General features: G+C 68.9%; 19 protein-coding genes. 10 read left to right on the top strand and 9 right to left on the bottom strand.

Going from position 1 to position 22159, the window contains the following annotated elements:
* Positions 1 to 50: 50 nt before the first annotated feature.
* From Q0P60_RS14425 to Q0P60_RS14400, 6 genes are all read right to left on the bottom strand, one after another.
* The gene (locus Q0P60_RS14425; RefSeq protein ID WP_294994733.1) at positions 51 to 446 is read right to left on the bottom strand and encodes a hypothetical protein; all 396 of its coding nucleotides are present in this window, start codon (positions 444 to 446) and stop codon (positions 51 to 53) included.
* Between the two features lie 61 nt (positions 447 to 507).
* Positions 508 to 2547 carry an FUSC family protein gene (locus Q0P60_RS14420; protein WP_294994730.1) on the bottom strand — a complete coding sequence of 680 codons (2040 nt, stop codon included), beginning with the start codon at positions 2545 to 2547 and terminating at the stop codon, positions 508 to 510.
* Positions 2548 to 2550: 3 nt separating this feature from the next.
* Complete coding sequence (locus tag Q0P60_RS14415) at positions 2551 to 4011, bottom strand: efflux transporter outer membrane subunit (RefSeq protein WP_294994727.1); 1461 nt, start codon at positions 4009 to 4011, stop codon at positions 2551 to 2553.
* On the bottom strand, positions 4008 to 4925 hold the full coding sequence (locus Q0P60_RS14410) for an HlyD family secretion protein (RefSeq protein WP_294994724.1): 918 nt from the start codon (positions 4923 to 4925) through the stop codon (positions 4008 to 4010). Before Q0P60_RS14410 ends, Q0P60_RS14415 begins: the two co-directional genes overlap by 4 nt.
* Positions 4922 to 5131, bottom strand: coding sequence for a DUF1656 domain-containing protein (locus Q0P60_RS14405; protein WP_010487502.1), 210 nt, complete (start codon positions 5129 to 5131; stop codon positions 4922 to 4924). Before Q0P60_RS14405 ends, Q0P60_RS14410 begins: the two co-directional genes overlap by 4 nt.
* Positions 5132 to 5239: 108 nt before the next feature.
* Entirely contained in the window at positions 5240 to 5695 is a 456-nt protein-coding gene (locus Q0P60_RS14400; RefSeq protein WP_294994719.1) for a MarR family transcriptional regulator, read from the bottom strand.
* Positions 5696 to 6020: 325 nt separating this feature from the next.
* Between Q0P60_RS14400 and folE the strand changes: the two genes are divergently transcribed.
* The 4 genes from folE to Q0P60_RS14380 all read left to right on the top strand — a co-directional run bounded on the left by folE (position 6021) and on the right by Q0P60_RS14380 (position 12299).
* Entirely contained in the window at positions 6021 to 6632 is a 612-nt protein-coding gene (gene folE / locus Q0P60_RS14395; protein ID WP_004141296.1) for a GTP cyclohydrolase I FolE, read from the top strand.
* A 112-nt stretch (positions 6633 to 6744) separates the two neighbouring features.
* Positions 6745 to 8214 carry a DUF3375 domain-containing protein gene (locus Q0P60_RS14390; protein ID WP_294994714.1) on the top strand — a complete coding sequence of 490 codons (1470 nt, stop codon included), beginning with the start codon at positions 6745 to 6747 and terminating at the stop codon, positions 8212 to 8214.
* Positions 8201 to 8902 carry a DUF4194 domain-containing protein gene (locus Q0P60_RS14385; protein ID WP_294994711.1) on the top strand — a complete coding sequence of 234 codons (702 nt, stop codon included), beginning with the start codon at positions 8201 to 8203 and terminating at the stop codon, positions 8900 to 8902. Before Q0P60_RS14390 ends, Q0P60_RS14385 begins: the two co-directional genes overlap by 14 nt.
* Positions 8903 to 8918: 16 nt before the next feature.
* Positions 8919 to 12299, top strand: a complete 3381-nt coding sequence (locus Q0P60_RS14380; protein ID WP_294994708.1) for an SbcC/MukB-like Walker B domain-containing protein — start codon at positions 8919 to 8921, stop codon at positions 12297 to 12299.
* A gap of 103 nt (positions 12300 to 12402) precedes the next feature.
* Here the strand turns inward: Q0P60_RS14380 and Q0P60_RS14375 are convergent, their stop codons facing one another.
* On the bottom strand, positions 12403 to 13182 hold the full coding sequence (locus tag Q0P60_RS14375) for a TSUP family transporter (RefSeq protein WP_294994705.1): 780 nt from the start codon (positions 13180 to 13182) through the stop codon (positions 12403 to 12405).
* A 102-nt stretch (positions 13183 to 13284) separates the two neighbouring features.
* Here Q0P60_RS14375 and Q0P60_RS14370 point away from each other — a divergent pair, with 102 nt between their 5' ends.
* The gene (locus tag Q0P60_RS14370) at positions 13285 to 13677 is read left to right on the top strand and encodes a YchJ family protein (RefSeq protein ID WP_294994702.1); all 393 of its coding nucleotides are present in this window, start codon (positions 13285 to 13287) and stop codon (positions 13675 to 13677) included.
* Between the two features lie 3 nt (positions 13678 to 13680).
* On the opposite strand, the gene Q0P60_RS14365 is transcribed toward Q0P60_RS14370, so the two are convergent.
* Positions 13681 to 14961, bottom strand: a complete 1281-nt coding sequence (locus tag Q0P60_RS14365; RefSeq protein WP_294994699.1) for a GGDEF domain-containing protein — start codon at positions 14959 to 14961, stop codon at positions 13681 to 13683.
* A gap of 150 nt (positions 14962 to 15111) precedes the next feature.
* Between Q0P60_RS14365 and egtB the strand changes: the two genes are divergently transcribed.
* The 5 genes from egtB to Q0P60_RS14340 all read left to right on the top strand — a co-directional run bounded on the left by egtB (position 15112) and on the right by Q0P60_RS14340 (position 20439).
* Positions 15112 to 16389, top strand: coding sequence for an ergothioneine biosynthesis protein EgtB (gene egtB / locus Q0P60_RS14360; protein ID WP_294994696.1), 1278 nt, complete (start codon positions 15112 to 15114; stop codon positions 16387 to 16389).
* Positions 16386 to 17360 carry an L-histidine N(alpha)-methyltransferase gene (gene egtD, locus Q0P60_RS14355; protein ID WP_294994693.1) on the top strand — a complete coding sequence of 325 codons (975 nt, stop codon included), beginning with the start codon at positions 16386 to 16388 and terminating at the stop codon, positions 17358 to 17360. The genes egtB and egtD overlap by 4 nt, the downstream gene beginning before the upstream one ends.
* A gap of 84 nt (positions 17361 to 17444) precedes the next feature.
* Entirely contained in the window at positions 17445 to 18692 is a 1248-nt protein-coding gene (locus tag Q0P60_RS14350) for a lytic murein transglycosylase (RefSeq protein ID WP_294994689.1), read from the top strand.
* A 61-nt stretch (positions 18693 to 18753) separates the two neighbouring features.
* Complete coding sequence (locus tag Q0P60_RS14345; RefSeq protein WP_294994686.1) at positions 18754 to 19620, top strand: D-hexose-6-phosphate mutarotase; 867 nt, start codon at positions 18754 to 18756, stop codon at positions 19618 to 19620.
* Between the two features lie 48 nt (positions 19621 to 19668).
* Positions 19669 to 20439 carry a GYF domain-containing protein gene (locus tag Q0P60_RS14340; RefSeq protein ID WP_294994683.1) on the top strand — a complete coding sequence of 257 codons (771 nt, stop codon included), beginning with the start codon at positions 19669 to 19671 and terminating at the stop codon, positions 20437 to 20439.
* A 110-nt stretch (positions 20440 to 20549) separates the two neighbouring features.
* Here the strand turns inward: Q0P60_RS14340 and Q0P60_RS14335 are convergent, their stop codons facing one another.
* A complete protein-coding gene (locus Q0P60_RS14335; protein ID WP_294994680.1) occupies positions 20550 to 21737 on the bottom strand; it encodes a benzoate/H(+) symporter BenE family transporter in 1188 nt (395 codons plus the stop codon).
* Positions 21738 to 22159 lie beyond the last annotated feature (422 nt).

Here is a 22159-nt window from a genome sequence, read left to right as displayed (position 1 = left end):
GGTCAGATCCGTTTTCCCCGGGAAAACGGATCTGACCCCGGGCCATGCATCTACGCGATCAGCACCAGGCCATCCGGGAACACGATCGCCGCTTCGTCCGCACTGACATCGAAGAAGCCCACGCCGTGCTTCTCGGCCAGGTCCTGTACCCGCCCGTGCGCACGCTCGGCCACCGAGTACGCGAACGCGCCGTAGATCACCTGGCGGCCGATGCTGTACTCGGTCACCTCGGCACGGTCGTCATCGTCGTTGCTCAGCGGGCCGTTCAGCGGCGGGAATTCCCGCGCCATCTCAGTGAACCAGGCCTGCAGCGCCGGGCTGCTGACTGCCGGGTCGTCGTACTCGTGACGTTCGTTCCACTGCGTCTGCTTCTCGAACCAGGCGATGAACGCCGCGACCTCGCGCGGGGCCGCGCTGGCCTCGAACACCATCATGTCGTAACTCATTGAACCGTCCTGCTGCCGTGGCGAAAGGCTGCCGGGCAACACCCGGTGCCAGCGCGCATTATCAGGCCGATGCAGCGTCGGCGTCCGCCCATCCCGGCGCCAGCGCCTTCGCCTCCGGGAACAGTGCGAAGCGCAGGCCGATCAGGCCCATCAGCGCTTCGTCGCGGGCCTTGCAGGCGGCGACGCTGCCAACCCGGCCGAGCGAGGTGTCCAACCGCTCGCGCAGCGCCTCGGCCGCCACAATCGGTTTGCGCACGGCGATCTGCCGGCGGTAGTGCACGGCGATCTCCTGCAGGATGTGCTCGACCGCCTCGCGGCTGCGCTCGGGCAGTTCCAGCCGGGCGCGGCGCAGCTGCAGGATGTTCAGGCCGATGCGGGCCTCGTTGAGCATGTCCACCGAGGCGATGTCGCTGCCTTCCGGCGTCGCCGCCAGGCGCGGGGCGAGCAGGCCCAGCAGGTCGAGCATGCGCGCGGCGAAGCGCTGGCGGTCCTGCTGGCCGCGGCCTTCGGCGGCTTCGGCCAGGGTGGTCCAGCCCTGCCGGACCAGCCGGCGTGCGGTCCATTCGGCACCCACCGAGCGGAACAGGCGGGTCATCACCACCGCAAAGCCAATCCCGATGAACATCGCGATCGACGAGTTGAGGAAGGTCTGGATGTTGGCGCTGTAGGTATTCTGCAGGCTCAGCAGCGCGGCCAGGTTGACCGTCAGCGGCAGCGCGAACAGCGCGCTCTTGGGGTGGTGCAGCATCAGCCCCAGCGGCAGGAACACCACCGCCAGCACCAGTGCCAGCAGGCCGAAGTCGTGCACGGCGGGGAACACGCCGAACAGGTACACGCCGGCCACCACCGAGGCGACCATCGCCCACACCAGGAACGACACCATGCTGGGTGCGGGGTCATCCTGCGCAGCGAAGAACGCGGCCGTCACCGCGGCCATCATCGCGCCGTTGCCGCCGCCTTCCCAGCCCAGCGCGATCCACAGCACGCAGTAGCTCATCAGTGCCACGCCGGCACTGAGCGCGGAGAACAGCGCCATGCCGTAGTCGACGTGCTTGTCGGCGGCCACCCGCTCGGTACGGATGCGGTAGTGGGCGCGGTCCAGCGGTGCGGTGCCGTGGTCGATCGCGTGCTGCAGGGTGCGGCAGTCCTGCCACAGGTCCACCAGCTCCTCCAGGCGCAGCAGCAGGCTGGCCAGCTGCAGGTGCTGCAGGTCGCGGTCCACCTGCGGCTTCAGCGCACTGATGCGTGCGCGCAGGCGGGCGTACTCGCTGGCATTGGTCGGCCCGTCCAGCCAGTCGTGGATGTCATCGACCAGCGCCGGCAGGCCTTCCGGCAGGGCCTGGCCATCGCTGCGCAGCGCGCTCAGGCGGTCGGCGATCGAGGACAGCACCGGCAACAGCAGCAGCATGCGCTCGCGCAGGCGCTCCATCGACACCGCCGAACCGGCATGGCGCGGATCATCGCGGCGCAGGAACTCGATCAACGCCTCGAACTGCACCAGGTCGGCCGCCAGCCGGTTGCGCGGCGCGTGTGCGCGGCCGCGCTCAAGAATCTGCCGGCACCACTGCGCGGCGTCTTCCATCCAGTTGCCGATGCGTGCGCGCAGCATCGGCCGTACCGAGGCCGGGAACAGCAGCGAGGCGAACAGCACCGCCACCACCGTGCCGAGGATGATCTCCTCGCTGCGCGCCACCACCGTGTCGAAGATGGTTTCCGGCGAGGTCACCGCCGGGAAGCCGATGAAGGCGGTGGTGTAGCCGGCCAGCAGGAACGCATAGCCGCGCGGGCCGCGGTTGAGCAAGGCCATGAACAGGCAGCCGGCCAGCCAGATCGACATCGCCGCGCTCAGCACCAGCGGCGTTTCCACCAGCGCCGGCAGCACCAGCAGGGTGGCCAGGCCGGCCACCAGGGTGCCGACGATGCGGTACACGCCCTTGGCACGGGTCGGGCCCAGCAGCGGCTGGCTGACGATGTACACCGTGCCCATCGCCCAGTAGGGGCGCGACAGGTTGCCGGCCATCGCGATGTACAGCGCGGCCACCGCGGCCAGGTAGGTCTTGATCGAGAACAGCCACGCCTGGCGGTCGGTCAGCGCGTTCATGGGTTACTTCGCTGCGGTGGTTGCACTGGCCGGGGTGATGCTGGCCTGCCAGCCGCCACCCAGCACCAGGAACAGGTGGATCTGGTCGCGCGAGACCTGCGCCTCGGCGGCGGCCAGGGTCGCATCGCTGCTGGCCAGGCTGCGGTCGGCATCCAGGCTCGACAGGTACGGCGTGCGGCCCCCCTGGTACAGCCGGCGGTTCTGCGCGGCGGCCAGTGCGGCCTGTTCCTGCGCGATGCGCAGCGACTGCAGGCGGCGCAGGTCCTGCGCGTAGCGGTCCAGGGCGGTCTGGGTCTCGCGCAATGCCTGCAGCACGGTGTGGTCGAACTCGGCCAGCGCGGCATCGGCTCCGGCTTCGGCGGCGTGGATGCGCGCGTGCGTACCCGACGACGGCAGCGTCCACGAGATCAACGGGCCGATCGACCACTGCTGGGTCATCGGCTGGCCGAAATCCTCCAGCAGGCCGGCGGCACCGAGCGAAGCACCCAGGCGGATGTCCGGGTACAGCTCGGCCGTGGCGACGCCGATCCGCGCGGTGGCGGAGGCCAGCTTGCGCTCGGCCTGGCGTACGTCCGGGCGGCGCTGCAGCAGGGCGCGGCCATCACCCACTGGCAGCGGCTGTGCCAGGCTGGGGGCGTGCGCGCAGTCGATCACCCCGGCCGGCAGCTGACCGGGGGTCTGGCCGAGCAGTGCGGCCAGCGAATAGGCCGCGGCCGAGCGCTGTGCGCGCAGCGGCGGCAACGCGGCCTCCAGCAGCGCGACCTGCGCGTTGGCGCGGGCCAGTTCCGGCGGCGTGCCGCGGCCGGCCGCGATCAGCCGCTCGGTGACGCTGCGGCTGCGTTGCTGCAGCTGCAGGGAATGCTCGGCCACATGCAGTTCGTGGTTGGCGTGGCAGATTTCCAGATAGCTGTCGGCCACCTGGGCCACCACGCTGACCTGGGCCAGGTCGCGCGCTGCGGCCACCGACTGCTCGTCGGCGCGGGCCGCTTCGGCACCGCGCTTGAGCTTGCCGAACAGGTCGAACTGGTAACTGACCGCGAACTTGCCGTCGGCCAGGTTGATGACCGGCAGTTCGTGTTCCTGCAGGAACGATTCGGCTGACAGCTGGGCGCGGCTGGCGCCGGCCTCGGCCTCGTACTCGAAGCCACCGGCATCCAGCGCCTGCTCGTACACGGCAGCGGCGCGGCGCAGGTGCGCATCGGCGGCCTTCAGTTCCACGTTGTCGCGCAGCGCCTGGGTGATCAGGCCATCGAGCACCGGGTCGTTGTACAGCGACCACCAGCGTGCCGGCAGTTCCTGGTTGGCCGCGATCTGCGGGTTGCCGGTCTCGATGAAGGCCGCGTTGGCCTGCGGGCGCTTGAAGGCCGAGCCTTCGGGCAGGGCGTAGTCCGGGCCAACGGTCCTGCAGGCCGCCAGGCTGGCCAGCGCAAGGATCAGGCCGAGGCGGGGCAGCGCGGTATTCACAGGCCCGCCTGTGTCGGCGTGCCGCCGGCCTTGTCAGCATGAGGTGCATGGCCGGTATCGACGGTCACCGTGGCGGTGCGGCCGGCGATCAGCTGCACGCCCTTGGGCACCTCGTCGATGGCGATGCGCACCGGGATGCGCTGCGCCAGCCGGACCCAGTCGAAGGCCGGGGTCACGTTCGGCAGCAGGGTGCTGCCATTGCTGCGATAGCGGTCCTCGATACCGGCGGCGATGCTCTCGACGTGGCCGCGCAGCGGCGTCGATTCCCCCATCAGGCGGATGTCCACGCGCTGCCCCGGGGCCACGCCGCGCAGGCGGGTTTCCTCGAAGTAGCCGTCGATGCGGAACGAACCGGTATCCAGCAGCGCCAGCACCGGCTTGCCGGCGGCCACGTAGTCGCCCACCCGCATGGTGCGGTCGTTGACCCGGCCAGCGGCCGGTGCACGCACTTCGGTGCGGCCCAGGTTGAGCTCGGCCAGGTCAACCGCGGCCTGTGCGGTCGCCAGTGCGGCCTGCGCGGCCTGCAGCTTGGCGCGGCGTACTTCGGCGTCCTCGGCCGCCACCAGGTCCTGCAGGCTGTGGTCGCGGCCGATCTCGCGGCGCAGCTGCGCCACCGAGGCCTGGCGTTCGGCCAGGCTGGCACGCGCCTGCTCCAGTGCGATGCGGTAGCGCGCACGGTCGACCACGAACAGCAGGTCGCCCTTGTTCACCGCCTGGTTGTCGGCCACGTTCACCGTTTCCACCAGCCCGGACACGTCCGGGGCCACCTGCACCACGTCGGCGCCGACATGCGCGTCGCGGGTCCACGGCTCATCCATGTAATAGACCCACAGCTGGCGCAGCACCAGCAGGGCGACGATCACGGCGGCGCAGGTGAGCAGCACCGGCAGGGTCTTCTTCACGATCTTGTTCACGATTGCATCCAACGCAGGAGGTGGAACAGCAGGCCAAGCACGATCCCGTACAGAGCCAGGTTGAACAGCGCCGGGTGCCATACATGGCGGTAGGCGCCGGCACGCTGCAGCAGCGCGTGCAGGCCGCTGTTGACCAGGTAGGCCAGCAGCATCAACCCGAGCAGGGTCGGGACGAACACTCCGTGGAGACTGAATTCACCGGGCATCGGTAGGGGCGGGGGCGAGGTGGGGGAGGGGAGGGACAACAGAACAACGGCAACGGGCAAAAGCCGCTGGCGTGTGCACGGCAGCGGCGGTGTTCGGCGGCAGCGGTCTTACGTGATGCGGTCGGCGGCCTCGGCCAGCAGGCGCCAGGCCTTCAGCACGGCATGCAGTTCATCCATGGACAGCTCGCCGAACACGTCCTGGCGCAGGCCGATCAACTGGTCTTCCAGCTCGCTGACCAGGGCATGGCCCTCGTCGGTCAGCCACAGCAGGTTGGCGCGGCGGTCGCTGGCGTCGCTCTCGCGGCGGACCAGGTCGCTGGCGCACAGCTTGTCCAGCAGGCGGACCAGCGATGGCCCTTCCATGCCCAGCTGCTGGGCCAGCGCCACCTGGCGGATGCCACCGCCGGAGCGGCCGATCATCAGCAGGGGCATGGTGCAGGCGGTGGAGATGCCGTAGCTGCCCAGGCGGCTGTCGGCCAGGCGCTGCCACTGCCGCCCTGCGTAAAGCAGGCCGGAGCTGAGCTGCATCTGCAGCACGGTGCGCTCGTCGAGAGGTCGGTCCATAAGAGATAGATAGGATACTACTAATTTCATTCCTATCAATGGTTTTTGCTGAATGGGGGAAGCGACGTACCGAAGAAAGCGTTGTCCGGTCCCCGCGGCCCGCCCATCACCCCGCGAGCGCGGAGGATTGGCTCTTGGAAGCAGGAGCGGAAGCAGTGCGGACCAACGGTCCGCACCCACCTGAGGCCGCAGCGGGGGCCCCTCTCCCCCCTGCAGATCGATAGCAGTTCGGCGCCGCGCGTCACCCCCGATGAACCATCCCCACAGGACGACCCACCCCCCGGTCGGGTACGATGCTCGCCCCCCGTTCGGGACGCTGTACGCAATGAGCAAGAACAACGAAAAGGCCGCCCCGCAGGGCGACGTGACCCAGGACCAGGCCGAGGATGCCGTGCGCACCCTGCTGCGCTGGGCCGGTGAGGACCCGTCCCGTGAAGGCCTGCTGGATACCCCCCGCCGTGTCGCCGAAGCCTATGGCGACTGGTTCAGCGGTTACCGCGATGACCCGCGCGCCTACATGGAGCGGACCTTCGAGGAAGTGGCCGGCTATGACGAACTGATCGTCCTGCGCGACATCGAATACGAAAGCCACTGCGAGCACCACATGGCGCCGATCATCGGCCGCGTGCACGTCGGCTACCTGCCGGCCGGCAAGGTGGTGGGCATCAGCAAGCTGGCCCGTGTCGTCGAAGCCTACGCCCGCCGTTTCCAGGTGCAGGAGAAGATGACCGCGCAGATCGCCCAGTGCATCCAGGATGTGCTGCAGCCGATCGGCGTCGGCGTGGTCGTCGAAGGCGCCCACGAGTGCATGACCACCCGCGGCATCCACAAGCGCGGCGTCAGCATGGTCACCTCCAAGATGCTGGGCAGCTTCCGCGACGACGCGCGCACCCGCGCCGAGTTCCTGCGCTTCATCGAAGTGGGCGGCAAGCGCTGAGCCGCCTGCCCGCACCGCGCCGGTCCGCTGTGGCCGGCACGCCCACGGCTGCCCGCGCGGCAGCCGTGCGTGGCGCCTCGTTCCCGCCCGCCCTCCTGACTCCTTTCGCTGCATGAAGCATCGCGAACGCATCTCCCGTTACCGCCATCTGCGCGAACAGCCCCAGTGGAAGCTGCTCGCCGCCGATCACGCCCCGGAAATCATCGGCCTGCTGCAAGGGCTGCTGATGGACGGCGAGCGCACGTTGCCCTCGTCGGTGCTCAACGAGCGCCTGCAACGCGCGCTGGACCAGCTCAACGGCGATGAACTGTCGCGCGACCTGCCGCGCACCGCACAGGCCTACATCGCGCACTGGCTGGCCCAGGGCTGGCTGGAACGGCGCCTGCCCGAGGGTGCCGACCAGGAGCAGTACGAGCTGTCGACCGCGGCGCTGCAGGCGATCCGCTTTGCCGATGGCCTCGAGCAGGCCCGCGTGGCCGCCACCGAGAGCCGCCTGGCGCTGGTCATCGAACAGCTCTCGCAGCTGGCCGCGCAGACCGAGTCCGATCCGGATGCACGCCTGTCGGCGCTGCGCGACGAACGCGACCGCATCGATGCCGAGATCGCCCGCGTCGGTGCCGGCCGGGTGATCGCGCTGGACGGCAAGCGCGCGCTGGAGCGTGCGCGCCAGATCATCGGCCTGGCCGACGAGCTGACCGAAGACTTCCGCCGCGTGCGCGACGACTTCGAGCAGCTCAACCGTGATTTCCGCGAACGCATCATTGACGACGAGGGCGAGCGCGGCGATGTGCTGTCGCAGCTGTTCGAGGGCGTTGACGTGATCGGCGAGAGCGATGCCGGGCGCAGCTTCCAGGCCTTCTGGCGCCTGCTCAATGACGCCGAACAGAGCGCGCAGCTGGACGCCGCGCTGGAAGCGGTGCTGGCCCGCGGCTTCGCGCGCCGCCTGGACCGCAATGAACGCAACTTCCTGCGCGGCTTCACCAGCACCATGCTCGAGCGTGGCGGCCAGGTGCACGACGTGCTGCAGAACTTCGCGCGCAGCCTGCGCGGCTTCGTGCAGAGCCGTGGCTACCTGGAGCAGCGTCGCCTCAACCAGCTGTTGAAGCAGGCGCAGTCCGAAGCACTGGCGCTGCGCGACGAATTCCCTGCACAGCGCGGCATCGGCCGCGACCTGCAGCTGACCACCAGCCGCCTGCGCTCGTGGTCGCAGTGGAAACTGCACGATCCGCGCAGTGCCCAGGTCGACGGCAACGTCGAGTACAACGACGCGGCCGCGATCAGCCTGGAAAGCGTCGGCGACCTGGTCGCTTCGTCCGAAATCGACTTCCGTACCCTGCGCCGCGACCTGCACGACCTGCTCGATGCGCAGCCGCGGCTCAGCATCGCCCAGGCGCTGTCGCAGCGCGAAGCGCCGCAGGGCCTGGGCAGTGTCATCGGCTACCTGTCGCTGGGCACGCGCTTCGGCAACGTGGTCGCCGGCGAGCAGGAGCTTGCCGAATGGCGTGGTGGCGACGGCCAGGTCCGTCGCGCCCGCATCCCGCTGGTTTGGTTCACCCAGGAGAGACGCCATGAGCTGGCATGAAGATCCCATCGACGCAGCGCAGGCCGACGTGGCGGAAGACGCCTACGAAACCGAGCCGGCAGCGGCCGTGGCGCAGCCCCGCCGTGGCAACGACGTGTACTACCTCGGCGACACCGGGCGCCTGCCGCTGGATGCGCGCCGCGCGCTGTGCCAGCTGCTGATCGGCCCCAGCATCGACCAGCTGCGCCACGCCAAGCTGTGGCCGGCGCTGGTCCGCAGCGAGGCCGCCATCCGCTCGTCGCTGGCCGACCTGTTCCTGGAACTGGTGCTCGACCGTGACAGCGGCGTGGCGTTCACCCGCCAGGCCGACACCGAGGATGTCGACGCCCCGGTGCTGCTGCGTACCTCGCCGCTGACCTTCATCGATTCGGTGCTGCTGCTGTTCCTGCGCCAGCAGCTGGCCGAGGCCGATGCGCGCGGCAACCGCGCGGTGGTCGCCGATGCCGAGATGGCCGAAGCCCTGGCCATCTACGAGAAGAACCTGTCCACCGACCGCGCCGGCTTCAACCGCCGCGTCGCCTCGGCGGTGCAGAAGATGAAGGACAACCACATCCTGACCCGCCTCAGCGGCCAGGAAGACCGCCACGAAGTCTCGCCGGCGCTGAAGCTGCTGTTCTCCGCCGAAGACGTGTCCCAGCTTTCGGCGGTGTACCGCCAGCTGCGCGAAACCCCGGCCGCCGAGGCCTGAGAGACCCGACCATCGCATGGCTATCTCCAAGCACACTCCCGCCCTGTTCAATGAAGGCCTGCCGGACCCGCGCCTGCAGCAGTTCCGCATGCGCCGTCTGCAGGTGCACAACTGGGGCACCTTCAACGGCCTGACCGAAGTGCCGATCGCCGAGCGCGGCTTCCTGTTCGTCGGCCGCTCCGGCTCGGGCAAGTCGACCCTGCTCGACGCCATGTCCGCGCTGCTGACCCCGCCGGCCATCGTCGACTTCAACGCCGCTGCGCGTGAAGCCGAGCGCAGTGGCCGCGACCGCAACCTGGTGTCCTATGTGCGTGGCGCATGGGCCGACCAGCAGGACAGCGGCACCGGCGAAATTGCCACCCAGTACCTGCGCAAGGGCGCGACCTGGACCGCACTGGTGCTGGAATACCGCGCCGGCGATGGCCGCGTGGTCAGCCTGGTGCGCCTGCTGTGGATCTCCGGCAACGGCACCTCGGCCGGCGATGTGCGCAAGCACTACATGATCGCCGAGCGTCCGTTCGATATCGCCAAGGATCTCGGCGGCTTCGACCTGGACCTGCGCAAGCTGAAGCAGAAGCTGTCCGACCTGCACCACTTCGACACCTTCTCCGGCTACGCCGAGCGCTTCCGCGACCTGCTCGGCATCGACAACGAGATGGCGCTGCGCCTGCTGCACAAGACGCAGTCGGCGAAGAACCTGGGCGACCTCAACGTCTTCCTGCGCGATTTCATGCTCGACACGCCGAAGACCTTCGACGCCGCCGAGCGCCTGGTCAGCGACTTTGCCGAACTGGATGGCGCGCACCAGGCGGTGGTCACCGCCCGCCGCCAGGTGGAAACCCTGCTGCCGGCACGCGCCTACTACGGCGACCTGAAGGAAATGCACCGCCAGCGCGGCGACGACGAAGCGCTGAAGCTCGGCGTCGACAGCTTCCGCGAAAGCCGTCGCCAGGCGCTGATCGAAGCGCGCCTGCGCGAGATGGATGTGCGCGACCGTGGCCTGCTTGGCGAAGAGGCACAGCGCCGCGCTGCGCTCGACAACCACACCGAACGCCTGGCCGAACTGGAGCTGCAGCGCCGCCAGCAGGGCGGTGAACGCATCGAGGAGCTGGAACGCGAGCAGGGCCGTGCCGAAGCCGAGCGCGACCGCCGCCAGGCCAAGCGCGACCAGGCCGCTGAAGCGGCCCAGCAGCTGCAGGCCGAACTGCCCGACGACGCACATGGTTTCGCCGAGCTGGTCGAGCGTGCCCAGAACGAACTGCAGGACCGCCAGCGGGCTTCGGCGGCGCTCGACGATGCGATCAGCGACCGGCTGGGCGGCAAGCGCGATGACGAGCGCCGCTTCGGTGAAGTACGCGGCGAACTCGAAGCGATGCAGCGCACCCCGTCCAACATCCCGGCGCCGATGCAGAAGCTGCGCGCGCGCCTGGCCGAGGAAACCGGCATCGCCGAAGCAGCGCTGCCGTTCGTCGGCGAGCTGATCCAGGTCCGTTCGGAAGAGCAGGGCTGGCAGGGCGCCATCGAGCGCGTGCTGGGCGGCTTCGCGCTGTCACTGCTGGTCGATGACAAGCATTACAACGACGTTGCCGAGTGGGTGAACCGCACCCACCTGGGCATGCGCTTCACCTATTACCGCGTGCGCCGCAACGACGAGGCGTTCGCCCGCGAGCCCTCGGCGAAGTCGCTGCTGCACAAGCTGGAACTGCGCGACCACGTGTTCGAAGGCTGGCTGCGGCGTGAGCTCGGCAAGCGCTTCGACTACGAATGCGTGGATGCCAAGCAGCTGCGCAACGTCGATCGCGGCATCACCCGCGAAGGCCAGGTCAAGCATCCGGGCGACCGCTTCGAGAAGGACGACCGCAGTGCCGTGGGCGACCGCCGCCGCTGGATCCTCGGCTTCAACAACCACGACAAGGTGGGCGCCTTCGAGCGCGAAGCCCAGGAACTGGCCAAGCGCATCGCCAGCTGCGAGACCGACATCGCGCGCCTGCGCGGCCAGCGTGACCGCGACAACGAGCGCCGCCTGGCCTGCCATGAGCTGGCCAGCATCAGCTGGAACGAAATCGACGTTGCCGCCCCGCAGCAGCGTCTGAGCGATATCGAGGCGACCCTGCGCGACCTGCGCGAAGGCAATGCCGACCTCGCCAAGCTGGCCAAGCAGATCGACGCGGCGCGCGCGGATATCGAGCAGTCGCGCCGCACCTATGAAGACGTCCGCGTCGAGCGTGGCCAGCTGGTCAAGGAGCGCGATCGCCTCGATCGCGCACGCCAGCAGAGCCGTGCACTGGTGCTGCCGACCCTGGCCCAGGAGCAGGAGGCCGGCCTGGCCGAGCGTCTGCAGGAGCAGGGCCCGCTCAGCCTGGAAACGCTGGAAGCGAACATGCGCCAGGTCAGCAACGCGCTGAACGAGCAGCTGTCGTCCTCGCAGCAGGACCTCAACCGCATCGAGAACCAGCTGGTCGGCTGCTTCCGCCGCTTCATCCAGCAGTGGCCCGAGGAATCGGGCGACTTCACCGTGTCGGTGGCGTCGGCCGAGGACTTCCTGGCCCGTCTCGAGCGGCTGGAACGCGATGGCCTGCCGCAGCACGAGGAGCGCTTCTTCGATCTGCTGCAGAACCAGAGCAAGAACAACCTGCTGGCCCTGCAGCGCCACAGCGCCGAAGCGCGCAAGTCGATCGGCCAGCGCCTGGATGAAGTGAACGCCAGCCTGGAACAGGTGCCGTTCAACCGTGGCACGCTGCTGACCATCGAGCTGAGCGACCGTCGCCTGCCGGAAGTCGGCGAGTTCCAGCAGCAGCTGCGCGAGGTGCTGTCACAGCAGCAGACCGAGCAGCGCGAACTGGCCGAGTCGCAGTTCACCGTGCTGCGCCAGCTGGTCAACCGGCTGGGCTCGCAGGAAGGCGAGGACAAGCGCTGGCGCGAACTGGTGCTGGACGTGCGCATGCATGTGGAGTTCATCGGCGTCGAGCTGGATGCGGAAACGCGCCAGCAGGTCGAGATCTACCGCAGCGGCGCCGGCAAGTCCGGCGGCCAGCGCCAGAAGCTGGCCACCACCTGCCTGGCAGCGGCGCTGCGCTACCAGCTGGGTGGCGCCGACAGCCAGCTGCCCAGCTACGCCGCGGTCGTGCTCGACGAAGCCTTCGACAAGGCCGACAACGAGTTCACCGCGCTGGCGATGAACATCTTCGACAACTTCGGTTTCCAGATGGTGGTTGCCACCCCGCTGAAGTCGGTGATGACGCTGGAGCCGTTCATCGGCGGTGCCTGTTTCGTCGAGATCAGCGGTCGCCACGATTCGGGCGTGCTGCTGATCGAATACGACGAGGAAGGCAAACGCCTGAAGCTGCCGGAGCGCAGCCGCCAGCAGGCCAACGAACCGGAAGAAGCCGAAGCCTGACCCGGCCGATGGGAATGCCGGCCAGCGGCCGGCACCACCAGGTCATGAACATCGTTCTCCTGTAGAGCCGGCCGCTGGCCGGCTACCAGGTCATAACGCTCGTTCACGACCCGCGGAACGTATCCCACGCCATCCGCGCGATCAGCACCACCACCAGCGCCACGAACAGCTTGCGGATGAACGGCGTGCCGCCCTTCAGCGCCAACCGCGTGCCCACCACCGAACCGAGGATGTTGGCCGCGGCCATCGGCAGCGCGAACAGCCACAGGATGTTGCCGGTCGGAACGAAGAATGAGATGGCCGCCACGTTGGTGGCCAGGTTCACCACCTTCGACGCGGCCGACGCGCGCAGGAAATCCAGCCCGAAGAAGCGCACGAACAGGAAGATCAGGAAGCTGCCCGTGCCCGGTCCGAAGAAACCATCGTAGAAGCCGATCGCCGCACCGATCGCCAGCGCGATCACCAGCTCGCGGCGGCCGATTTCCTGTGGCCGGTGCAGCGCACCGAAGTCCTTCTTCCACAGCGTGTAGGCCAGCATCGCAATCAGCAGCACCAGCACCAGCGGGCGTACCGCATCCTTCGGCAGCAGGCTCACCGCGGTGGCACCGGCGAAGGAGAAGATGAAGGCCGTGCCGGCCGCGAACAGCACCGGCTTCCACGGGAAGCGCACGTTGCGCGCATAGCGCCAGGCCGCCGCACCGGTGCCGAACATCGAACTGAACTTGTTGGTACCGAACAGCATCGCCGGCGTCTGCTGCGGCAGCACGGTGAACAGTCCGGGCAGCTGCACCAGGCCACCGCCCCCCACGGCGGCATCAACCAGGCCGGCGATGAAGGCGATCACCACCAGCCACCACAACTCAGGGGGAACCAGGTCCAGCACGGCGATCCATCAGGAGGGGGGCGCGACAGCATACGCCTGTCCTGCACCCGCTGGCCCCTGCCCGGCGTGGATCAATCCCTGCAACCCGGCGACAATGCCGACATGAGCCGAACCTCCACCGATCCCTGTCCCTGCGGGCTGGCCGCCGACTATGCCGCCTGCTGCGGTCGCTTCCATGCCGGCGACGCTGCGCCCGATGCCGAACGCCTGATGCGCTCGCGCTACAGCGCCTACGTACGCGGCCTGGCCGATTACCTGCTGCAGACCTGGCACCCGGATACGCGCCCGGCCGGGTTGACGCTGGACGACGCGCCGGGCCAGCGCACCCATTGGCTGGGCCTGACCGTGCACGAACACCGTGTCACCGGCGCCGACAGCGCCGAAGTGCGCTTCACCGCCCGTTACCGGATCGGTGGCGGCAGTGCGGTGAAGATGGCCGAGCACAGCCGCTTCCTGCGCATCGACGGCCGCTGGTACTACCTCGACGCGGTCTGAGCGTCAGCCACCGCGGACGGCCAGCACGCGCTGGCCGGCATGCGCGCGGACCTGGTTGCGGCCGCCGTCCTTGGCCACGTACAACGCCTGGTCGGCGGCCTTGACCACCGCCGCCGGCCGTGGATCCACGCGGCTGTCGGCCAGGCCGATGCTCACCGTCACCTGCACCGTCTGCCCGCTGCCGCCGCGTCCACGCTGCTGGCGGCCGGTTTCGTCGTCACGGCTGCGCGTGCTGCGGTCGCGCAGCTGCATGCGGGTGTCCTCGATGCTCTGCCGCAGTGCCTCCACTGCATCCACGCAGGCCGCCGCCGGGCGATCCAGGAACACCACCGCGAATTCCTCGCCGCCGTAGCGGAACGCACGGCCACCGTCGCCCACCCGACCCAGCCGCGAGGCCACCAGGCGCAGCACGTCATCGCCGGTGTCGTGGCCATGGGTGTCGTTGAACGATTTGAAGTGGTCCACGTCCACCATCGCGATGCTGTAGGTGCCTCGCGCCCGTTGCAGGGTCTCGTTGAATGCGCGGCGCCCGGGCAGGCCGGTCAGCTCGTCGCGGAAGGCCATGTGGAAGGATTCCTGCAGCATCGCGCCCAGCATCAGCAGCAGCGCCGCGCTGGCCAGCGCGGGCAGCAGCACCGGTTGCAGGAACACCCGCGGCAGCATCCACCACAGGCACAGCAATGCCAGCAGCATCGCCGTGTGCAACGGGCGCGGATGCCGCCACGCCTGCCAGCCGAGCGCGGCGGTGGCCAGCAGGAACAGCAGTGCCGGCAGCTGTGCCAGCGCATTCCAGTCGGCCGGAATCCAGTGCCAGTGCCGGTTCGACAACAGGTCGTGCATGCCACGCGGTTGCTGTGCGGCCAGCAGCAGGAAGATCACCAGCGCGGTGCCGCTGGCGATGCCGCGCAGCAGCAGGTCATGGCGGCGGCGGCCACGCTCCGGCCACAGCGCCAGGCCGGCGAACAGCAGTGGCAACCAGGCGGATACCGCATGGAAGCGCAGCGGGGTCAGGGCGGTGACATGGCCGCTGCGCAGGTAGCCGCCGACATCCTGGTGCAGCAGGGCGAACACCACCGCCACCAGCAGCAGCAGGCACAGCGTGCGCACCTGGTGGTAGAGCAGGGCCAGGCCGGCACCGAGGCAGGCCAGCAGCCAGGGCAGGATGCGCTGGGCCGGGCTGGCCACGTCTTCATTGCCCAGCGCCGCCCACAGCACCAGTGCAACCAGCACGGCGGGCAGCACGAACAGGTAATGCGCAGGCTGGCGGAGCGGATGCAGGGGCAAGCAGAAATTCCAGCGCGGTGACGACGCGGCCGCAGCATTGCCGTTAGCGGCGTTGGCGCCCGCTTCTTGAATGCGGGCGCGTCATCCATGTGAACGGAGTGACGCCGAACCATGACATCGCGCTCACCCTGCAACGTCGATCCTGCCCGCATGGACAGCGTACCTGCCGCCATCGCTGCCCCGCAGCACGATCTCGCCCGCCAGTTCGAGCAGGTGCGGGCCCGTAGCGTGCAGCTGGCGGCACCGCTCAGTGCCGAGGACGCCATGCTGCAGAGCATGGCCGACGCCAGCCCCAGCAAATGGCACCTGGCCCATACCACCTGGTTCTTCGAACGCTTCGTGCTGGGTGCCTTCGCCGCCGCGCAGGCGCATAAGCCGGCCTGGGACTACCTGTTCAACAGCTACTACAAGAGCATCGGTCCGGCCCACGCGCGGCCACAACGCGGCCTGCTGTCACGGCCGTCGTTGCAGCAGGTGCAGGACTACCGCCACCAGGTGGACGCCCAGCTGCAGGCCCGGCTCGCCGCAGGCGACCTCGGCGGGCAGGCGCTGCAGCATCTGCAACTGGGCCTGCAGCACGAACAGCAGCACCAGGAACTGCTGCTCACCGACATCAAGCACGCATTCTGGTGCAATCCACTGCAACCGGCGTACCGTGAGGATCTGCCCGTCGCGGCTCCCCGTCGTACCGTCGGTGCGCAGGGCTGGATCGAATCGCCCGAGCGCATCGTCACCGTGGGTGCCGCCGCCTGGCCGCAGCACGCCGCGTTCGCCTACGACAATGAATCGCCCGCGCACCGCGTGCTGCTGCCCGCCCATGCACTGGCCGAGCGGCCGCTGAGCAATGCCGAGTACCTGGCCTTCATCGAGGCCGGCGGCTATCGCGAACCACGCTGGTGGCTCAGCGAAGGCTGGGCGCTGCGCGAAGCCGAGGGGTGGCAGCACCCGCTGTACTGGGACGATGCCCTGCAGCGCGAATTCACCCTCGGCGGGTGGCGCGCACTGGACCTGCACGCGCCGGTCTGCCACCTCAGCTACTACGAGGCCGATGCCTGTGCGCGCTGGGCCGGTGCACGCCTGCCCAGCGAGTTCGAATGGGAGGCCGCCGCCGCCTCGCAGCCGCTGCAGGGCCATTTCGCCGATGACGATCACCTGCATCCGCAGGCGGGGCAGGGCACTGGCTTGCGCCAGCTGTTCGGCGATGTATGGGAATGGACCCGCAGTGCCTACGGCGCCTACCCGGGGTTCCGCCCGTTCGCCGGCAACCTCGGCGAGTACAACGGCAAGTTCATGTGCGGGCAGTGGGTACTGCGCGGCGGCAGCTGCGCCACCCCGCGCGGCCACGTGCGGGCCAGCTACCGCAACTTCTTCATGCCGCCGGCGCGCTGGCAGTTCTCCGGACTGCGCCTGGCCAGGGACCTGACATGAGCACTGTGCATGACGCGCTGCAGGCGCTGACCGACCTGACCCCCAGCCGTGGCCAGATCCTGGCCGACGTGGTGGCGGGGTTGTCACGCGCTCCGCGCCAGCTGCCGTCCAAGTATTTCTACGATGCGCGCGGCTCGCGCCTGTTCGAGCAGATCACCCAGACCCCCGAGTACTACCCCACGCGCACCGAGCTGGCGCTGCTGGCGCGCGTGCTGCCGGATATCGCGCGCACCGTCGGTCCGCGCCTGCACGTGGTGGAACTGGGCAGCGGCAGCGGCCGCAAGACCGCGCGGCTGTTGTACGCCCTGCAGGACTCGGTGGCCTATACGCCGATCGAAATCTCGCGCGCCGCCCTGCTGTCCAGCATCGATCATCTCGCGCCGGCCTTGCCCGAGGTCGAGATGCTGCCGGTCTGCGCCGATTTCACCCGGCCCGTCATGCTTCCCACGCCGGAGCGCGAGCCGGCGCGACGCCTGCTGTTCTTCCCGGGCTCCACCCTCGGCAACTTCGCCGACGAGGACGCCGTCGCCCTGCTGCGTGCGATGCGCCAGACCATGGGCCGCGATGGCCTGGCCCTGGTCGGCATCGATCTGCACAAGGACCCGGCGTTGATCGAAGCGGCCTACAACGATGCGCAGGGAATCACCGCGGCGTTCACCCTCAACCTGCTGGCCCGGCTCAACCGCGAGATCGGCAGTGACTTCGATCTCGACGGATTCCAGCACCGCGCCCGTTACAGCCTCGCGCGGCTGCGTATCGAAACCGACCTGGTCAGCCGGTGGGCGCAGGACGTGCATCTGGAGGGCCAGACCTTGCACTTCGCTGCGGGTGAACCGATCCGCGTGGAGTACAGCCACAAGTACACCGATGACAGCTTCGAAGCCTTGCTGCAGCAGGCCGGCCTGCAGGTCATGCAGCGCTGGAATGCCGACAGCCCGGCCTACGGCCTGCGCCTGCTGCGTGCTGGCTAGGTCCGGTTGCGGCCCGGGACCGCTTCAGGTTCGGTCGCATCGCTGCCTCTAAGATGGTCCTGCAACGGCAACACGGAGGACGCCATGCCCATCCTGACCACGCTCGGCCTGGCGGCCGCCCTCGCGTCGGCACCGACACCCCCTGAGGCAGCCACGGCCGGCATCGATCCTGCCTTCAGCCGCTGCCTGGCGGGGCTGCAGGCCACGGCCGCCAGCCAGGGCATCAGTGCCGACCGCTTCAATGACGTCACCGCCGGCCTTACGCCTGACCCCAGCGTGCTCGGCCTGCTCGACGCACAACCCGAATTCACCACGCCGATCTGGGACTACCTGGCGGCGCTGGTCGACCGTCAGCGCGTGCAGGACGGGCGCGCCCTGCTGTTGCAGCATCGCGAGCTGCTGGATCGGGTATCGGCGCAGTACGGCGTCGATCCGGCCACCATCGTCGCGGTCTGGGGCGTCGAGAGCGACTACGGCCGCGTGTTCGGCAAGCGCCCGTTGCTGCAGTCGCTGGCCACGCTGTCCTGCGCCGGCCGCCGCCAGCCGTTCTTCCGGGGTGAACTGCTGGCCCTGCTCAAGCTGATCGACCGCGGCGACCTGCAGGCACAGGGGCTGACCGGCTCCTGGGCCGGTGCTTTCGGGCACACGCAGTTCATGCCCAGTACCTACGCGCGCATCGCCGTCGATGGCGATGGTGACGGCCGTCGTGACCTGGTCGGCAGCATTCCCGATGCGCTGGCCTCCACCGCCAACTACCTCAAGCGTGCCGGTTGGCGCAGCGGTGAGCCGTGGGGCATGGAAGTGCGTGTGCCGCCGGGCTTCAACGCCAGCCAGGCCGGGCGCACCCAGCGGCGCGCCCTGGCTGACTGGCGCGCGCAGGGAGTGACCGCGCTGGATGGCAGTGCGCTGGCACCGGCCAACCTGCCTGCCGACGCGCGTGCTGCCCTGCTGCTGCCGGCTGGCAGCAAGGGGCCGGCGCTGCTGGTGTTCCGCAACTACGATGCGATCTACAGCTACAACGCCGCCGAAAGCTATGCACTGGCGATCGCCACGCTGGCCGACCAGCTGCGCGGCGGCGCCGGCCTGGCCACCGCCTGGCCGACCGACGACCCCGGCATCGGCCGCGATGAGCGGCGCCAGCTGCAGACCCTGCTGCTGGCGCGTGGCCACGATATCGGCGCTGCCGACGGCATGATCGGTACCGCCACGCGTCGCGCCATCCAGGCCGAACAGCAGCGCCTGGGCTGGACACCGGCCGATGGACGCGCCGGGCAACGCATCCTGCGCGCGTTGCAGCAGGAGTCGGCCGCAGCGTCGCCGGCCAGCCGCTAGGCCTTGCCGTTCGCCCGCTGGCCGCGACATCATCGCCGCGGTCATCAACGAGCGTCATCGCATGCAGACGAATCCGGACATCAGCAGCGTCCAGTTCCACGGGCTCGAGGCCTGGCAGGTGCGCACCCCTGGTGCCACGGCGGTCATCAGCGTGTTCGGCGGGCAGCTGCTGTCGTTCATTCCGGAAGGACAGCCGGACCTGCTGTGGCTGTCCCCCACGCGCGCCGACCTGCCGACGCCGATCCGCGGTGGCGTGCCGGTGTGCTGGCCGTGGTTCGGCCGCCAGGGCCAGGCCGCCGATGTCCCCGCACATGGCCGGGTGCGTACCGCGCGCTGGGAGCTGCAGCAGGTGCTGCGCAATGGCGAGGGTGAGGTAGAGCTGCAGCTCGCACCATCGCTGCCTGCCGACCTCGGCCTGCGCCTGCAGATGCAGCTACGCGTCGGCCGCCAGCTGCACCAGCAGCTGACCACCGACAACATCGGAACCTCGCCGGCCACCTTCACCCAGGCCCTGCACAGCTACTTCCGGGTCGGTGATGCCAGCCGCGTCGAGGTTGAAGGTGTCGATGGCCTGCTGTACCTGGACAAGCTCCAGGATGATGCGCAGATGCGCCGGCAGCAGGGGCCGTGGTCACTGCGTGACCCGCGCGATCCTGGCCGCAGCGACCGCATCTACACCGGTACGCAGGGCCGCTATGTGCTGCGTGATCCGGTGCTGCAGCGGCGGATCGAGATCCGCAGCGAGGGCAGCCAGACCCTGGTGGCCTGGAACCCAGGCGCCGAAGCCGCCGCGAAGATGGCCGATGTCGGTGATGGCTGGCACGACTACGTGTGCCTGGAAGTGGCCAACGCCGGGCCCGAGCAGATTACCCTTGCGCCCGGCGCGCGCCACCAGCTGGCGCAGATGCTGGCCAGTGAACCGCTGTAAGGGGCGGCACGCAATCCCGTTTTGATGAAGGCAACAAGGATGGAGAACATGCAGGACGCACAGTGGTGGTACGCCAACAGCAAGCAGAGCCAGGGGCCGGTGGATCTGGCCGGCCTGCGCCGCCTGCAGCAGGACGGCACGGTGACGGCGCGCACCCTGTTGTGGTGCGAGGGCATGCCGGCGTGGCGGCCGTTGGCCGAACTGGACCCGTCGGTGGCGTCGGCCAGCCAGGAGCCGCCCGCGCTTGAAGCGGTGCCTGCCGCCGTGGCCGGCATTGCCGCGAGCGCCAATCCGTCCGATCCCTATCGTGCGCCGGCCGCGGCGTCCGTGTCCGCGACCCCCGCGGGGCTGGAAGGTGACATGGCCCTGTATGCCGCCGTGGTGGGGGGCAACTTCCCGGTCTATCGCCAGCGCTGGCGGCTGGACCATGGCGTCGCCGACGCGACTGGCAGCTGGCACTGGCCGGCATTCCTGATCGGCGTGATCTGGATGGTCTACCGCAGGATGTACCGGCTCGCGGCGATCTGGGCTGGTACGCTGCTCTTCTTCAGCATCGCCGAAGTGTTGCTGGATGTTCCCGAGGGCGTGTCCGCGATCATGGCCCTGGTACTGAATGTCACCGCCGCGGTGTATGCCAACCGCTGGTACCTGGCGCATTGCCAGCGCGAGATCGCCCGTGCACGCGCGCTGGCCGGTGATGACCAGGCGCGCCTGCTCAGCGAACTGTCGGCGCGCGGCGATACCAACGCATTGGGCGCAGCTGTGGTGGCCATTGTCGTGGTGGTGGTGATGTACCTGGCGCAGGCGGCATCCGCCTGAGCCCAGCGCAGCTTCGGATCCGCCGTTGCTGGCCGCTTCAACCGATTCATCCCAGGCAGGGAATCGCCGTGCTCAATACCATCGGTGCGCTGCAGCGCTGAGGGCTGTTCTCAGGCCGGTGTCCGTGCCCGCAGCACCAGCAGGCACAGCGCACCGGCCACCAGTCCCCAGAATGCCGAGCCGATGCCGGCCAGTGACACCCCGGATGCGGTGACCAGGAAGGTGACCAGCGCGGCTTCGCGGTCACGTTCCACGGCCAGTGCGCTGGCCAGGCTGTTGCCGATGGTGCCGAACAGCGCGATGCCGGCCACGCAGGCCACCAGTTCCTTCGGGAAGGCGGCGAACAAGGCGGCCACCGTGGCGCCAAACAGCCCGATGACAATATAGAAGGCGCCGGCGGCCATGGCGGCGGTATAGCGTCGTGCCGGATCTTCATGCGCGTCGCGGCCCATGCAGATCGCGGCGGTGATGGCCGCCAGGTTGAGGGCGTAGGCACCGAACGGGGCCAACAGCGTGTTGACCACGCCGATCCAGCCGATCAGGGGTGACACCGGGGCCTCGTAGCCGGACGCACGCATGACCGCGACGCCGGGAATGTTCTGCGAAGCCATGGTGACCACGAACAGGGGCAGGGCGATGCCGGCCACGGCGGTCCAGGACAAGGACGGCGTCACCCATTGCGGGACCGCCAGTTGCAGCTGCACCTGCTGTGCATGCAGCAGGCCGCGGCTGGCCGCGACCGCGATGCCGACCAGCAGGGTGGCAATGACCGCATAGCGCGGGAACAGGCGGCGTCCAGCCAGCCAGGTGGCGAACATTGCCAGCGCCAGTACCAGCTGGGTGTTCATGGCCACGAACACATCCAGGCCGAAGCGCAGCAGCACGCCGGCCAGCATGCCGGCGGCCAGTGCCATCGGCACCCGTTGCATCAAGCGCGCGAACACACCGGAGAATCCGGCCAGCAGGCCCAGCAGTGCAGCCAGCAGGAAGGCACCGGTGGCCTCGGACAACGAAGCGCCACCCGCACCGACCACCAGCATTGCCGCGCCAGGGGTCGACCATGCCGTCACCACCGGCACCCGATAGCGCAGCGACAGCCCGATGCAGGTCACGCCCATGCCCAGGCCCAATGCCCACATCCATGATGCGATCTGTGCCTGGTTGGCGCCCACCGCCTGCGCGGCCTGGAACACGATCACGGCGGAACTGGCGAAACCGACCAGCACTGTAATGAAGCCGGCGACGATCGCCGGTACCGAAAGATCGCGCCACCACGCCCGCCGCACCTGCACGCTCATTGCCGTCTCTCCGTTACCCAACCGTGCATTGATAGCCCCTGCGGCGTTGGCCGCGCAACGCGCGGTCAACGCCGCAGCGATGTTCGAGCGTACGTCATGCGTGATGTAGCGTTGGTTCTGTCATCACCGTGCAAGAAAAGGCTTGACGAAATCTGCAGGATCTCTAGAATTCGCTCCCTTGCTGCAGCGCATCGCTTCTTCGGAAACGGCACGCGAACAGCGACGCCACCACCGCCGGACGAGATGATCGAACGAAGGTGTTGACGGACTCTAAAAGTCCGGCATAATAGGCGGCTCGCAACGACGAAAGGCCCTCGGGTCCAACGGCGAAGCGGCATCGGCAACAACGTCCACCCCGGTGAGACGGCCTTGAAAAAAGGTGTTGACGAAGCGAAAAAGCCGGCTATAATGGGCGGCTCGCT

The sequence above is a fragment of the uncultured Stenotrophomonas sp. genome, assembly GCF_945952405.1.
Classification (GTDB): Bacteria; Pseudomonadota; Gammaproteobacteria; order Xanthomonadales; family Xanthomonadaceae; genus Stenotrophomonas.
The sequence above is the reverse complement of the archived record's forward strand: the minus strand, read 5'-3'. Positions and strand labels throughout refer to the sequence as shown.